The sequence below is a fragment of the Streptomyces sp. NPDC034103 genome (assembly GCF_055575395.1).
In genome coordinates this window covers 80449-94098 of sequence record NZ_JBVISS010000011.1, presented here as the reverse complement: position 1 = coordinate 94098, position 13650 = coordinate 80449, and the positions used below count along the sequence as shown (strand labels likewise).

Annotated in this window: 14 protein-coding genes; 6 read left to right on the top strand and 8 right to left on the bottom strand. The window is 71.7% G+C overall.

Annotated elements, in window-relative coordinates; genetic code table 11:
- Window positions 1–95: 95 nt before the first annotated feature.
- Window positions 96–533 carry a gamma-glutamylcyclotransferase family protein gene (locus ACZ56U_RS24925; RefSeq protein ID WP_469086209.1) on the bottom strand — a complete coding sequence of 146 codons (438 nt, stop codon included), beginning with the start codon at window positions 531–533 and terminating at the stop codon, window positions 96–98.
- 106 nt (window positions 534–639) lie between these two features.
- Here ACZ56U_RS24925 and ACZ56U_RS24920 point away from each other — a divergent pair, with 106 nt between their 5' ends.
- Together ACZ56U_RS24920 and ACZ56U_RS24915 are read left to right on the top strand one after the other, a co-directional pair.
- Window positions 640–2088 (top strand): NAD(P)H-quinone dehydrogenase, encoded by a 1449-nt coding sequence (locus ACZ56U_RS24920; protein WP_391234799.1) that lies wholly within the window; start codon window positions 640–642, stop codon window positions 2086–2088.
- A 166-nt stretch (window positions 2089–2254) separates the two neighbouring features.
- On the top strand, window positions 2255–3205 hold the full coding sequence (locus ACZ56U_RS24915; RefSeq protein ID WP_469086208.1) for a DeoR/GlpR family DNA-binding transcription regulator: 951 nt from the start codon (window positions 2255–2257) through the stop codon (window positions 3203–3205).
- 60 nt (window positions 3206–3265) lie between these two features.
- On the opposite strand, the gene ACZ56U_RS24910 is transcribed toward ACZ56U_RS24915, so the two are convergent.
- A complete protein-coding gene (locus tag ACZ56U_RS24910) occupies window positions 3266–3838 on the bottom strand; it encodes a TetR/AcrR family transcriptional regulator (RefSeq protein WP_469086421.1) in 573 nt (190 codons plus the stop codon).
- 250 nt (window positions 3839–4088) lie between these two features.
- The gene (locus tag ACZ56U_RS24905; protein WP_469086207.1) at window positions 4089–5861 is read right to left on the bottom strand and encodes an acetyl/propionyl/methylcrotonyl-CoA carboxylase subunit alpha; all 1773 of its coding nucleotides are present in this window, start codon (window positions 5859–5861) and stop codon (window positions 4089–4091) included.
- Between the two features lie 378 nt (window positions 5862–6239).
- Between ACZ56U_RS24905 and ACZ56U_RS24900 the strand changes: the two genes are divergently transcribed.
- Complete coding sequence (locus ACZ56U_RS24900; protein ID WP_469086206.1) at window positions 6240–6716, top strand: hypothetical protein; 477 nt, start codon at window positions 6240–6242, stop codon at window positions 6714–6716.
- Here ACZ56U_RS24900 and ACZ56U_RS24895 read toward each other — a convergent pair.
- Together ACZ56U_RS24895 and mmpB are read right to left on the bottom strand one after the other, a co-directional pair.
- Window positions 6685–7305 (bottom strand): Maf family protein, encoded by a 621-nt coding sequence (locus ACZ56U_RS24895; RefSeq protein WP_469086205.1) that lies wholly within the window; start codon window positions 7303–7305, stop codon window positions 6685–6687. The two genes, ACZ56U_RS24900 and ACZ56U_RS24895, sit on opposite strands and share 32 nt — an antisense overlap.
- 22 nt (window positions 7306–7327) lie before the next feature.
- The gene (gene mmpB, locus ACZ56U_RS24890; protein ID WP_391234807.1) at window positions 7328–7456 is read right to left on the bottom strand and encodes a morphogenic membrane protein MmpB; all 129 of its coding nucleotides are present in this window, start codon (window positions 7454–7456) and stop codon (window positions 7328–7330) included.
- A 129-nt stretch (window positions 7457–7585) separates the two neighbouring features.
- Between mmpB and ACZ56U_RS24885 the strand changes: the two genes are divergently transcribed.
- Window positions 7586–8674, top strand: a complete 1089-nt coding sequence (locus ACZ56U_RS24885; protein ID WP_469086204.1) for an SGNH/GDSL hydrolase family protein — start codon at window positions 7586–7588, stop codon at window positions 8672–8674.
- A gap of 119 nt (window positions 8675–8793) precedes the next feature.
- Here the strand turns inward: ACZ56U_RS24885 and ACZ56U_RS24880 are convergent, their stop codons facing one another.
- Both ACZ56U_RS24880 and ACZ56U_RS24875 read right to left on the bottom strand, forming a co-directional pair.
- Complete coding sequence (locus tag ACZ56U_RS24880) at window positions 8794–9003, bottom strand: acyl-CoA carboxylase subunit epsilon (RefSeq protein WP_391234811.1); 210 nt, start codon at window positions 9001–9003, stop codon at window positions 8794–8796.
- 8 nt (window positions 9004–9011) lie between these two features.
- Window positions 9012–10607: an acyl-CoA carboxylase subunit beta gene (locus ACZ56U_RS24875; protein ID WP_469086203.1), complete on the bottom strand. Its 1596-nt coding sequence runs from the start codon at window positions 10605–10607 to the stop codon at window positions 9012–9014.
- 112 nt (window positions 10608–10719) lie between these two features.
- Between ACZ56U_RS24875 and ACZ56U_RS24870 the strand changes: the two genes are divergently transcribed.
- Both ACZ56U_RS24870 and ACZ56U_RS24865 read left to right on the top strand, forming a co-directional pair.
- Window positions 10720–11589, top strand: a complete 870-nt coding sequence (locus ACZ56U_RS24870; RefSeq protein WP_469086202.1) for a biotin--[acetyl-CoA-carboxylase] ligase — start codon at window positions 10720–10722, stop codon at window positions 11587–11589.
- Window positions 11590–11710: 121 nt separating this feature from the next.
- A complete protein-coding gene (locus ACZ56U_RS24865) occupies window positions 11711–12826 on the top strand; it encodes an adenylate/guanylate cyclase domain-containing protein (RefSeq protein ID WP_469086201.1) in 1116 nt (371 codons plus the stop codon).
- A 39-nt stretch (window positions 12827–12865) separates the two neighbouring features.
- Here ACZ56U_RS24865 and ACZ56U_RS24860 read toward each other — a convergent pair whose 3' ends face one another.
- Window positions 12866–13525: a hypothetical protein gene (locus tag ACZ56U_RS24860; RefSeq protein ID WP_469086200.1), complete on the bottom strand. Its 660-nt coding sequence runs from the start codon at window positions 13523–13525 to the stop codon at window positions 12866–12868.
- Window positions 13526–13650 lie beyond the last annotated feature (125 nt).

Genomic DNA, 13650 nt, shown 5'->3' with positions numbered 1-13650 from the left:
AGCGTAGCCGGTTTCCGCCTACGCGCGTAGATGACAGAGCGAACGGGTTGCCGATCGTTGTCTTGTCGTTTCCGACGAAAGGGGTGACGTCCGCGTCAGCACGGTCGCTTGCGGAGTTCCATCACATAGTCGTGGGGCGCGCCCGCCGACTCGGCCGCGTCCGCGATCTCGCCGAGGTACCGGGCGGAGGGCAGACCGCCCTCGTACGCGTCGAGGACGTACACCCACGCCGACTCCTCGCTCTCCAGGGTGTGCACCCGGACCCGCATCCGGCGGTAGATGCCGAGGCCGACGCCCTCCCAGCGGTCCATCGACTCCTCGTCCAGCGGCGCGAGGTCGTACAGCGCCACGAAGACCTGCGACGCGGGGTCCTCGACGAGGGTCGCGAGCGCGCCCTCCCAGCCCATCTGCTCGCCGCCGAAGGTCAGCCGCCATCCGTTCAGCCAGCCGGTCGCGCGCAGCGGCGAGTGCGGTGCGCGGCGCGTCATCAGCCGCGCGTCGAGGTTGCCGGCGTACGCGGCGTAGAGCGACATGGGGAGAGGGTACGGCAGTCGAAACGGCCGACCCGCCCGTCCCGTAGGTAACAAGATGGGCCGTCCCGCCGCCCCCGGGCAGTAGCACCTTGAAGCGTGCGGGACAATGGAGTACGTGACTCGGATCGTGATCATCGGTGGCGGACCCGGCGGATACGAAGCTGCGCTGGTAGCGGCGCAGCTCGGCGCGGAGGTGACCGTCGTCGACTGCGACGGTCTGGGCGGAGCGTCGGTGCTGACCGACTGCGTGCCGTCGAAGACCCTTATCGCTACGGCCGAGGTCATGACGACCTTCGATTCGTCGTACGAAGAGCTCGGCATCATCGTCGCCGACGACACCCCTCCCCTGGAGCAGGCCGCCCGGGTGGTCGGCGTGGACCTCGGGAAGGTCAACCGGCGGGTGAAGCGGCTCGCGCTCGCGCAGTCCCATGACATCACCGCCTCGGTCACCCGCGCCGGCGCCCGCGTCCTGCGCGGCCGTGGCCGCCTCGACGGCATGCAGTCCCTCGACGGCTCCCGCAAGGTCGTCGTCACCGCCGCGGACGGCACCGAGGAGACCCTCACCGCCGACGCCGTCCTCATCGCGACCGGCGGCCACCCCCGTGAGCTGCCCGACGCCCAGCCCGACGGCGAGCGCATCCTCAACTGGACCCAGGTCTACGACCTGACCGAGCTGCCGGAAGAGCTCATCGTGGTCGGTTCCGGTGTCACCGGTGCCGAGTTCGCCGGTGCCTACCAGGCGCTCGGCTCCAAGGTGACGCTGGTCTCGTCGCGGGACCGCGTGCTGCCCGGCGAGGACCCGGACGCCGCCGCCGTCCTGGAGGACGTCTTCCGCCGCCGCGGCATGAACGTGATGGCCCGCTCCCGCGCCGCCGCCGCCAAACGGGTGGGCGACCGCGTCGAGGTCACCCTCTCCGACGGCCGCGTCATCACCGGCTCCCACTGCCTCATGGCCGTCGGCGCCATCCCCAACAGCGCGGGCCTGGGTCTGGAGGAGGCCGGTGTCCGGCTGCGTGACTCCGGGCACATCTGGACCGACAAGGTGTCCAGGACGACGGCTCCCGGTGTCTACGCCGCCGGTGACGTGACCGGGGTCTTCGCCCTCGCGTCCGTGGCCGCCATGCAGGGCCGTATCGCCATGTACCACTTCCTCGGCGACGCGGTGGCCCCGCTCAACCTCAAGACCGTCTCCTCCAACGTCTTCACCGACCCCGAGATCGCCACGGTCGGCTACACGCAGGCGGACGTGGACGGGGGCAAGATCGACGCCCGGTCCGTCAAGCTCCCGCTGCTGCGCAACCCCCGCGCCAAGATGCAGGGCATCCGCGACGGCTTCGTCAAGATCTTCTGCCGCCCCGGCACCGGGATCGTGGTCGGCGGTGTGGTCGTCGCGCCGCGCGCCTCGGAACTGATCCACCCGATCTCGATCGCGGTCGACAACAACCTGACCGTCGAACAGATCGCGAACGCCTTCACCGTGTATCCCTCCCTTTCGGGGTCGATCGCCGAGGTGGCCCGACAGCTCCACACCCGTAAGGAGATGGGCGCGAGCTGACGGCCGGAACCGACTCCCCGCTGGTCACAGGGAGTTGTCGACCATTCGTGCGGCATAGTCGGGCGGCGTAAGCCCTATACCACTTGCGACCCTTCTGTGCGAACAACTTCTGTTATTCGGCGCATACTGCTGAAAGCAGACGGTCGTTGGGGTTACTGTCAGTTTCGTGTTCGCTGCAGAACGTCGCCAATTGATCCTCGAAATGGTGCGAGCGAACGGGGCCGTGTCGCTCCGTGAGCTCGCCCGCGTCGTCCAGACCTCCGAAGTGACCGTACGGCGGGACGTGCGCGCACTGGAGGCAGAAGGACTCCTCGACCGCCGACATGGCGGTGCGGTATTGCCGGGCGGCCTCACGCGGGAGTCCGGCTTTCCGCAGAAATCGCATCTCGCGACCGCCGAGAAGACGGCCATCGCCGACCTCGCCGCGAACTTCGTCGAAGAAGGCGAAGCCATCGTGGTCGGGGCGGGTACGACGACACAGGAGCTGGCCCGCCGGCTCGCTCGCGTACCCGGGCTGACCGTCGTCACCAACTCCCTTTTGGTGGCTCAGGCGTTGGCCCATGCCAACCGGGTGGAAGTCGTGATGACCGGCGGCACGCTGCGCGGTTCCAACTACGCCCTGGTGGGTTCCGGCGCCGAGCAGTCCCTCCAGGGGCTGCGGGTCTCGCGGGCCTTCCTGTCCGGCAGCGGTCTCACCGCCGAGCGCGGGCTGTCCACGTCCAACATGCTGTCGGCCTCCGTCGACCGGGCGCTGGTGCAGGCCGCCGCGGAGGTCGTCGTCCTCGCCGATCACACCAAGCTCGGTACGGACACCATGTTCCAGACCGTGCCGACCGATGTGATCACCCGGCTGGTGACCGACGAGCCGCCGGCCCACGACGACCGCGCGGGCACGGAGTTGCAGGCGCTCGCCGACCAGGGTGTGCAGATCGCCGTCGCGGGGGGCTCGGGAAACGCGGGGGGTGATTCCGTCCCCCCGCGCCAGCCCCGGCGGGACGTCGGCCTCCCGGGGCCGCGTCGAGGGGCCCCGTCCGGTCTGAGGGCCGCCACGGTGCTCGGGGAGACGGCGCCGGGGCCTGAGCGGGCGGCGCGGGTCGCCGACATGCGGCGACGGTAGGACGGGTTCGGCTGCTCACCTGTTCGGCGCAAGGGTTTGTGGCACTGCGCGTGCCGACGGCTATGGCTGGTCGCGCAGTTCTCCGCGACCCTGGGTGAGTCCGCGCAGGGTCAGCAGCAGCAGTCTGTCCGCCAGATCCGGGTCCTTCGGCGTCTCCTCCGCCGCCAGCGCGATGGCGTGCGTCAGCTGGAGCAGGTCGCCGATCGCCACGTCCTCGCGCACCGCGCCCGCCCCCTGCGCCCGGGCCAGCAGGGCACCGCCCGCCTGCCGGATCGGGTCACTGCACCGGGCGAGAGCCGAGGTGCCGTCGGACGACACGGACATCAGCGCGCGGGCCAGGCCCCGGTACTCGCCTGCCTGGGCGACCATCTCGCGCAGCCAGGTCACCAGTGCCGTGCACGGGTTCGGGTCGGTCAGGAGTTCTCGGGAGCGAGCCAGCAGGTCGTTCACCGCGTCCTCGAAGACCGCGCTCAACAGGGCGTCGCGGTTGGGGAAGTGGCGGTAGAGGGTGCCGATGCCCACGCCCGCGCGGCGCGCCACGTCCTCCAGGGACGCCTCGGCACCATGGGCGGCGAAGGCCGTGCGGGCCTCGGCGAGAAGGCGCTCGTGGTTGCGGCGGGCGTCCGCGCGCATCGCACGCGCCGGTGCGGCCGTCGCCGTGGCCTCCTGGTTCCCCATGGCTCCCACCTGTTCTCTCGCACGCCCCCGGGTGCCTCCAGGATGCCATCGCACCCCGCGTGACCGGGCTGTCCGGGCCGTCCCGGGGAACGGGGAGCGGGCAGCGGGCAGCGGGAAGGCCGGAGCGCCCGGCGGGCTGGTGCTCCAGTCCGCCGGGCGCTCCGGGATGTCGTACCGCTGTACCGCTGTCGGGAAGGGCGGTCCCTCAGTCCTTGATCTCGCAGATCGCCGCACCCGAGGTGATCGAGGAGCCGATCTCCGCGGACAGGCCCTTGATGGTGCCGGACTTGTGGGCGTTGAGCGGCTGCTCCATCTTCATGGCCTCCAGGACGACGACCAGGTCGCCCTCCTTGACCTCCTGGCCCTCCTCGACGGCGATCTTGACGATCGTGCCCTGCATCGGGGAGGCGAGGGTGTCGCCGGAGGCGGCGGGGCCGGACTTCTTGGCGGCGCGCCGCTTGGGCTTGGCGCCCGCCGCGAGCCCGGTGCGGGCCAGCGACATGCCGAGGGAGGACGGCAGGGAGACCTCGAGGCGCTTGCCGCCGACCTCGACGACGACCGTCTCGCGGCCCGTCTCGTCCTCGGCGTCGGTGTCCGCCGGGGCCGCGAAGGGCTTGATCTCGTTGACGAACTCGGTCTCGATCCAGCGCGTGTGGACCGTGAACGGGTCCTGGCTGCCGGTCAGCTCCGGCGCGAACGCCGGGTCCTTGACGACCGCGCGGTGGAACGGGATGGCCGTCGCCATGCCCTCGACCTGGAACTCCTCCAGGGCGCGCGAGGCCCGCTGGAGGGCCTGCTCACGGGTGGCGCCGGTGACGATCAGCTTCGCGAGGAGCGAGTCCCACGCCGGGCCGATCACGCTGCCGGACTCGACGCCCGCGTCCAGGCGGACACCCGGGCCGGACGGCGGGGCGAAGCTGGTGACGGTGCCGGGGGCGGGCAGGAAGTTGCGGCCCGGGTCCTCGCCGTTGATGCGGAACTCGAAGGAGTGGCCGCGCAGCTCCGGGTCGCCGTAGCCGAGCTCCTCGCCGTCGGCGATGCGGAACATCTCGCGCACCAGGTCGATGCCCGCGACCTCCTCGGTCACCGGGTGCTCCACCTGCAGACGGGTGTTCACCTCGAGGAAGGAGATCGTCCCGTCGACGCCGACGAGGAACTCCACGGTGCCGGCGCCGACATAGCCGGCCTCCTTGAGGATGGCCTTCGAGGAGGCGTACAGCTCGGCGACCTGCGCCTCGGAGAGGAACGGCGCGGGGGCCTCCTCGACCAGCTTCTGGTGGCGGCGCTGGAGGGAGCAGTCACGGGTGGAGACGACCACGACGTTGCCGTGCTGGTCGGCCAGGCACTGGGTCTCCACGTGCCGCGGCTTGTCCAGGTAGCGCTCGACGAAGCACTCGCCCCGGCCGAAGGCGGCGACGGCCTCACGGACCGCCGAGTCGTACAGCTCCGGCACCTCTTCGAGGGTGCGGGCGACCTTCAGACCGCGACCGCCGCCACCGAAGGCGGCCTTGATGGCGATCGGCAGCCCGTGCTCCTCGGCGAAGGCGACGACCTCCTCCGCGCCGGACACCGGGTCCGGCGTACCGGCGACCAGCGGGGCACCCGCGCGCTGCGCGATGTGCCGGGCGGCCACCTTGTCACCCAGGTCGCGGATGGCCTGCGGGGGCGGCCCGATCCAGATCAGGTCCGCGTCCAGGACGGCCTGGGCGAAGTCGGCGTTCTCCGACAGGAAGCCGTACCCCGGGTGGATGGCGTCAGCGCCCGACTCACGCGCCGCGTTCAGGACCTTCTCGATGTCCAGATAGCTGGTGGCCGGGGTGTCACCGCCCAGGGCGAACGCCTCATCCGCGGCGCGGACATGCAGAGCGTCCCGGTCCGGTTCCGCGTAGACGGCCACGCTGGCGATACCGGCATCCCGGCAGGCCCGGGCCACGCGGACAGCGATTTCGCCACGGTTGGCGATGAGCACCTTGCGCACGATTGAGGCTCCCTCCTTGAAACAAGCCGAGTTTAGGGACTGCCGACACGGCACTTCGACCCGTCCCCAATGGTGAGCTTGCCCACACGGAGCGTGATTCGAGGCTCGCTCGACCCGCGAAATCCCTTGTCGCACCTCGGTACGCAGGACTCCTCCCGGAAACCCTAGCCTTCCTCTGTGGCCAAGGTCTCTGTGAGAGCGTGCTGCGGACCACTCCCTTTCTTTGTGGAGTCCCTACGAATGGCCCAATGATTCTTTGCCCTTCGTCGAACCCTTGTCCCGCGGTTTACCCGTTAGTAGCGTTCGCGTGTATCCAACGTACTTGGGGTAACGAGAGCTCGGCTTGAGAGTGGGTGGGGGCCGGTGGTGCGCAGACCGGTGGCGTGGGTCGTTGCGGTCGTGCTCTTCGTCGAGGGGCTGGGCATCGCGGCGGTGCAGTGGTTCATGGGCGTCGTCGTGGACCGGCAGGACATGTCCCTGGCGGGGATGGACCCGGACGTGATGTCGCTGTCGTCGAAGATCGGCGGCATCGCCTTCGGTCTCTACTTCGCGCTGTGCGGCCTGGTCGCGCTGCTGGTGGCGCTGCGCGACCGTCCGCCGGCCGGGCTCGGCAGGGTTCTGCTGATCAGCGCGGCCGTGGTGCACGCCCTGCTGGGCGCGTTCGCGTGGGGACTGCTGGGCCGGCCCGAGTTCGTGTTCATGGTGGTCGTGCTCGGCCTGATCGTGCTGCTGCTGATGAGCTACGACCGTCCCCGGGAGCCCGCCCTCACGGCGCCGCGGGACGCCGGGCCGAAGGAGCCCGAGGGGGACGGCGCGAGCCCCGTCACGCCTGCGCCGGCGCCCACAACTCCGTGATCCCGACGCCCAGTTCGGCCAGCAGCTTCCGTACCAGGGGCAGGCTGATGCCGATCACGTTGCCGTGGTCGCCGTCGATGCCCTCGATGAACGGCGCCGAGCGGCCGTCCAGGGTGAACGCCCCGGCGACGTAGAGGGGTTCGCCGGAGGCGACGTACGCGGCGATCTCGTCGTCGGTCGGCTCGCCGAAGCGGACGACGGTGGAGGCGACGGCGGAGACGTACCGTCCGCTGACGGTGTCGTAGACGCAGTGCCCGGTCTGGAGGGTGCCTGCGCGGCCGCGCATGGCCTTCCAGCGGGCGGTGGCCTCCTCGCGGTCGGCGGGCTTGCCGAGCGCCTCGCCGTCCAGGTCGAGGACCGAGTCGCAGCCGATCACCAGCGCGCCCTTGACCTCGGGCCGCGCGGAGACGACGGAGGCCTTCGCCTCGGCCAGGGCGAGCGCCAGCTCGGCGGGGGTGGGGGCGAAGACGGCGTCCTCGTCGACCCCGCTCACGATCACCTCGGGGGCCAGTCCGGCCTGCCGTAGCAGGTTGAGCCGGGCGGGGGACTGCGAGGCGAGGACGAGTCGGCGGCGCGGCTGATCAGTCATGCGCTCAGGGTATCGGCGTCCGTCAGCCGAGGCCGAGCACGATCATCGCGAGCACCATGGCCAACGCCAGGAAGAACCCCAGTCTGCGCAACATCTCCTGCATCTCGCGCAGTTCCTCGGGCGGTTCGTTCTCGGGGTCGGACCACAGCATTCCTCCAGCGTGCGTCGAGGGCCCGGGGGGCGCCTGAGTACGCGTACTCAACTTCACCAAAAGGGTCTGGAGTTCCGTTAGTCTGGCTTGTTAAAGGAACTCTGGTCCCGTTTAGAAGGGCGTGCTGCCATGTTCACCACTGTCTGGACCGCGTCACCGCAGGTGCCGAGCGAAGGGTTCACGCCCAACTGGTCGCGGGAGGGCTTCTGGCGACAGTCGGTGCGGCAGGTCGTGCGGCTGAGCGGGGCCGGGGAGCGGGTGCGGATCCGGCTGTCCAACGCGTACGGCACGTCACCGGTGCGGGTCGCGGGGGCCAGTGTCGGGGGCCGGCGGGTGACCTTCACGGGCCGCCCCGCGGTCGAGATGCCCGCGCGGGGCGAGGTCGTCAGCGACGCCGTCCCGCTCACCGTCACGGCCGGGCGGTCGCTGACCGTCACCCTGTACTTCGACGCGGCGACCGGGCCCGCCACCTTCCACGCGCAGGCCTTCACCACCAGCCACCGCGGCGAGGGCGACCTGCTGGCGGACGGGAACGGGGAGGGCTTCGACGCGGTCAGCGAGTCCTGGTACTTCCTGAGCGCGGTCGAGACCGACGGCGGCCGCCGCGACGGGATCGCGTTGTTCGGGGACTCTCTCACCGACGGGTTCGGCTCCACGCCGGGCACGGACCGCCGGTGGTCCGACGCGCTGGCCCGGCTCACCGGACGGCCCGTGCTGAACGCCGGGATCGGCGGGAACCTGCTGCTCAACGACTCCGCGTGGTACGGGGAGAGAGGCGTCGCACGCTTCGGGCGGGACGTGCTCGGGCACGCCGGGGTGGACACGGTCGTCGTACTGCTCGGGCTCAACGACATCGGGTTCAGCGAGACGGACGAGCAGCCGACGTACAAGCCCGCACCGGTGGTGGAGGCCGGGGAACTGATCGCCGGGTACCGGGAGTTGATACGGCAGGCGGGCGCCCTGAAGACCGTCGGCGCCACCCTGCTGCCGTTCGGCGGCTCGGACCACTGGGGCGAGCACGCGGCCGAGGTGAGCCGTGAGGTGAACGAGTGGATCAGGGGCGCGGGGGAGTTCGACGCGGTGGTGGATCTGCACCGGGTGATGGCCGATCCGGCGGACCCGGACCGGCTGCACCCGGCGTACGACTCCGGTGATCACCTGCACCCCGATGACAAGGGGTACGCGGTGATGGCCGAGGCCGTGACGCCCCTGCTCTGACCGCGGGGGCGCGGGGGCCGGTCGCGGGGCGCGAGGGCCGGTCGCGGGGGCGCGGGGGCCGTTCTAGGGGCGCGGGGGCCCGGTCGCGCGGCTCCCCACGCCCCTACGAGGCGCTCCGGCTAGCTCGGCCAGTAGCTGCGAGCCCAGGTGCCCGGCCCCGGCTGGGGCAGCCTGCGGGTCGCGATGCGGGACGGGTCCGACCACCCGTCCCGCTGTTCGGGGGCGCCGGACGGCAGGTCCGCTGCCGCCGCGGCGCGGGCCCTGACCACCGCCAGGGCGGCGGCCAGCTCCTCCGGGGTCGGGTTGCCACGGACCACCTTGATGTTCATGCCGGCTCCTAGAGGGGGATGTTGCCGTGCTTCTTCGGGGGCAGGGACTCCCGCTTGGTCCGCAGCTGGCGCAGACCGCGGACGACCTGGCGGCGGGTGTCGGACGGCATGATCACCGCGTCGACGTAACCGCGCTCGGCCGCGACGTAGGGGTTGAGGAGGGCGTCCTCGTACTCCTGGATCAGCCGGGCGCGCACCGCCTCCAGATCCTCCCCGTTCGCCTGCGCCTCGGCGATGGTGCGCCGGTGCAGGATGTTGACCGCGCCCTGGGCGCCCATGACGGCGATCTGGGCGGTCGGCCAGGCCAGGTTGAGGTCGGCGCCCAGGTGCTTGGAGCCCATGACGTCGTAGGCCCCGCCGAAGGCCTTGCGGGTGATGACGGTGATCAGCGGGACCGTCGCCTCCGCGTAGGCGTAGATCAGCTTGGCGCCGCGGCGGATGATGCCGTCGTGCTCCTGGTCGACGCCGGGCAGGAACCCGGGGACGTCCACGAAGGTGATGACCGGGATGTTGAAGGCGTCGCAGGTGCGCACGAAGCGCGCCGCCTTCTCGGACGCCGTGATGTCGAGGCAACCGGCGAACTGCATCGGCTGGTTGGCGACGATGCCGACCGGGGCGCCCTCCACGCGGCCGAAGCCGGTGAGGATGTTCGGCGCGAACAGCGGCTGCGTCTCGAAGAACTCGGCGTCGTCCAGGATGTGCTCGATCACCGTGTGCATGTCGTACGGCTGGTTCGCGCTGTCCGGGACGAGCGTGTCCAGCTCGCGGTCCTCGTCGGTGAGGTCGAGGTCCGCCTCCTCCGGGAACACCGGCGCCTCGGAGAGGTTGTTGGACGGCAGGTACGACAGCAGCTGCTTGACGTACTCGATGGCGTCCTTCTCGTCCCCGGCCATGTGGTGCGCCACACCGGACACCGAGTTGTGGGTGCGGGCGCCGCCCAGCTCCTCGAAGCCGACGTCCTCACCGGTGACCGTCTTGATGACGTCCGGGCCGGTGATGAACATGTGCGAGGTCTGGTCGACCATCACCGTGAAGTCGGTGATGGCGGGGGAGTACACGGCGCCGCCCGCGCACGGCCCGACGACCAGGCTGATCTGCGGGATGACCCCGGACGCATGGGTGTTGCGGCGGAAGATCTCGCCGTACGCCCCGAGGGAGGCGACCCCTTCCTGGATGCGGGCGCCGCCGGAGTCGTTGATGCCGATGACCGGGCAGCCGGTCTTCAGCGCGAAGTCCATGACCTTGACGATCTTCTGGCCGTAGACCTCGCCCAGCGCCCCGCCGAAGACGGTGAAGTCCTGCGAGAACACGGCGACGGGGCGGCCGTCCACCGTGCCGTACCCGGTGACGACCCCGTCGCCGTACGGGCGGTTGCTCTCCAGGCCGAAGTTGGTGGAGCGGTGCCGGGCGAACTCGTCCAACTCCACGAAGGAACCCTCGTCGAGGAGCAGCTCGATCCGCTCACGGGCCGTCAACTTGCCCTTGGCGTGCTGCTTCTCCACAGCCCGTTCGGAGCCGGCGTGCGTCGCCTCCTGGACGCGGCGCTGGAGATCCGCGAGCTTGCCCGCGGTGGTGTGGATGTCGATCTCTTCCGGCTCGGACATCGTCGCTCTCGGCTCCCTGCCTGCTCAAAAGGGGGGACGGTTACTCATCCGTAGAGTAGTGCTGGCGCTACCGATCAGCAGTGCGGCGTTTCACACACCTAGGGTGGCTTGCATGACGCCGCGAGATGCCTCAGACGACAGCCGCTGGTCCGACCTCGACCGTCCGCCCCTCAACGGCACCGCGCTGCGCCGCGGACTCGTGCGGGACGGCGGGCACGCCGGCCTGTACCGCGACGTGGAGGTCGTGCCGCGCACCGGCTCCACCAACAACGACCTGGTCGCGCTCGCCGCCAAGGGCGACGCCGACGAGGGCGCGGTCCTCGTCGCCGAGGAGCAGACCGCCGGGCGGGGCCGTCTGGACCGGCAGTGGACGGCACCGGCACGCTCGGGCCTGTTCTTCTCCGTCCTGCTCAAGCCCGCCGAGGTGCCGGTCGCCCGCTGGGGCTGGCTGCCGCTGCTGACCGGTGTGGCCGTCGCGACCGGCCTGTCCCGGGCCGCGGGCATCGACACGGCACTCAAGTGGCCCAACGACCTGCTGATCACTGTCGACGGCGAGGAACGCAAGGCCGGCGGCATCCTCGCCGAGCGCGCGGGCCAGGACGGGGTCGTGGTCGGCGTCGGTATCAACGTCAGTCTCCGCGCGGACGAACTGCCCGTCCCGCAGGCGGGCTCGCTGCTGCTGGCCGGCGCGATCACCACGGACCGGGACCCGCTGCTGCGGGCGGTCCTGCGGTCCCTGGAGGAGTGGTACGGCCGCTGGCGCGCGGCGGGCGGCGACCCGGTGGCGAGCGGCCTCCAGGAGACGTACGCGGCGGGCTGCGCGACGCTGGGACGAACGGTACGGGCCGAGCTTCCGGGTGATCGGTCGATCACCGGGGAGGCGGTCGCGGTGGACGGCGACGGCCGCCTGGTGATCGCCACCGAGGAGGGCGTGCAGGAACCGGTGGGCGCGGGGGACATCGTCCACCTGCGCCCGGCGTGATCCACGCCCGCCCGGGGGTACCCCCACTCTCCGCCCCGAGCGGAGTGAGCTACGGCACACACCTGCCGTAAAGTGAAGGCCGGTCGATCCCTGACCGTGACAGATCGGAAGGGCAGCAGGCGTGACCGTCGACGACACGGGTTCCGGCGCGGACTCGAACGCCGCCGCCAGCGGAGACGATCCGCACCCCCTGGCCGTGCGTCTGGAGGCGCTGATCCTCGGCGCCGAGCGGCGCTACACGCCCTTCCAGGCGGCCCGTACCGCCGGTGTCTCGATGGAGCTGGCCACCCGTTTCTGGCGGGCCATGGGCTTCGCGGACGTCGGGCAGGCCAGGGCCTTCACCGAGGCGGACGTGCTCGCGCTGCGGCGCCTGGCCGGTCTCGTCGAGGCGGGACTGCTGAGCGAGGCGATGGCCGTGCAGGTGGCCAGGTCGACCGGGCAGACCACCGCCCGGCTCGCCGAGTGGCAGATCGACTCCTTCCTGGAGGGCCTGACCGAGCCGCCCGAGCCCGGGATGACCCGTACCGAGGTCACGTACCCGATCATCGAGCTGCTCCTGCCCGAGCTGGAGGAGTTCCTCGTCTACGTCTGGCGCCGGCAGCTCGCCGCCTCCGCGGGGCGGGTCGTGCAGGCCGCCGACGACGACGAGATGGTGGACCGGCGGCTCGCCGTCGGCTTCGCCGACCTCGTCGGGTTCACCCGGCTCACCCGGCGGATGGAGGAGGAGGAGCTCGGCGAACTCGTCGAGGCCTTCGAGACCACCGCCGCCGACCTGGTCGCCGCGAACGGCGGCCGGCTCATCAAGACCCTCGGCGACGAGGTGCTCTACGCCGCCGACGACGCGGGTGTCGCCGCCGAGATCGCGCTGCGTCTCATCGAGACCATGGCGAACGACGAGACCATGCCGGAGCTGCGCGTCGGCATCGCCTTCGGCACGGTGACCACCCGTATGGGGGATGTCTTCGGTACGACGGTGAACCTCGCCTCCCGGCTGACCTCGATAGCTCCCCGGGACGCCGTCCTCGTCGACGCCGCCTTCGCCGAGGAGCTGATCCGCACCACCGATGCCCCTGCCTCCGAGGCGGCCGCCGCCGAGGCCGCGGCCGCCGCCGAGAAGGAGGGCGAGGAGCCGCCGGTGTACCGCTTCGCGCTCCAGCCGATGTGGCAGCGCCCGGTACGAGGCCTCGGCGTGGTCGAACCGTGGCTGCTCACCCGGCGGGGCGGCGGCCCGGCGTAACGGCAGGGCGGGCGGGCCCGAGGGGGGCTGGGGCGGTGTTCAGCGGCCCAGCGGGCCCACGCACAGGCCGATGACGGGGACGCATACCCCGGCGGGCTGCTGTGGCGCGGGGGGTGGTGTGTTCTGGGGTGGGGTCGGCGCGGGGGTCGGCTGGGGGGCCGGGCTGCTCGGGGCCGGTGCGGGGGGCGTGGTCGTGGGTGCCGGAGTGTTCGGGGCGTCGGGGATGGTCGTGGCCAGGGCCGGCGGGGCGTCCGCCGCCGCGGGCGTCCCGGTCGTCGCGGACGGCAGCGGTACGACGACGCCGGCCGCCGTCGGGGCCGTGCTCACCCCGCCGAGCGCGGCCGTCTCCGACGGGCCCGGCGACGGCACCGAGCCGACGGTCGCGGCGGCGTTGGTCGCCCGCTCCGGCCCGTTGTCCGGGTCGTCGAGGCGGGGCTCGGCCTCCGTACTGCCGATGCCGAGACCACCGCCGAGTCCGGGCTCGGACGCCAGCCGTACGAGGCTCAGGGCACCCGCGGCCAGCGCGAGTCCGCCGGCGGCCAGCAGGACCTTGCGCGGGCGGGGGCGACGGTGCCGGCCACGCGGGAGGCGGGGGCCGAAGAGGCGGACCGGTACGGCCTCGGGACCTTCGACGGCGTCGGTTCTCCCCGGCCTGGTCGGTCTCGCCGGTGTCGTCGGCGTGTCCGTCGTCATCGTCATCGCGATCCTCCCGGTGCGCTCGCGCCCCCGGTGCGCTGCGGCGAGCGCACGCTATGCGCTCCCAGGGGGGAGGGGGCCCGGATCAGGCGGGATGTCACTCGAACGGGGTGCGGGGCGAGGTGTCG

Coding starts and splice junctions, on each gene's coding strand:
- ACZ56U_RS24870 (WP_469086202.1), top strand. CDS start 10,720: ATGACGCCGCGAGATGCCTCAGACGACAGCCGCTGGTCCGACCTCGAC.
- ACZ56U_RS24880 (WP_391234811.1), bottom strand. CDS start 9,003: ATGAACATCAAGGTGGTCCGTGGCAACCCGACCCCGGAGGAGCTGGCC.
- ACZ56U_RS24875 (WP_469086203.1), bottom strand. CDS start 10,607: ATGTCCGAGCCGGAAGAGATCGACATCCACACCACCGCGGGCAAGCTC.
- ACZ56U_RS24895 (WP_469086205.1), bottom strand. CDS start 7,305: ATGACTGATCAGCCGCGCCGCCGACTCGTCCTCGCCTCGCAGTCCCCC.
- ACZ56U_RS24925 (WP_469086209.1), bottom strand. CDS start 533: ATGTCGCTCTACGCCGCGTACGCCGGCAACCTCGACGCGCGGCTGATG.
- ACZ56U_RS24920 (WP_391234799.1), top strand. CDS start 640: ATGGAGTACGTGACTCGGATCGTGATCATCGGTGGCGGACCCGGCGGA.
- mmpB (WP_391234807.1), bottom strand. CDS start 7,456: ATGCTGTGGTCCGACCCCGAGAACGAACCGCCCGAGGAACTGCGCGAG.
- ACZ56U_RS24885 (WP_469086204.1), top strand. CDS start 7,586: ATGTTCACCACTGTCTGGACCGCGTCACCGCAGGTGCCGAGCGAAGGG.
- ACZ56U_RS24910 (WP_469086421.1), bottom strand. CDS start 3,838: ATGCGCGCGGACGCCCGCCGCAACCACGAGCGCCTTCTCGCCGAGGCC.
- ACZ56U_RS24860 (WP_469086200.1), bottom strand. CDS start 13,525: ATGACGATGACGACGGACACGCCGACGACACCGGCGAGACCGACCAGG.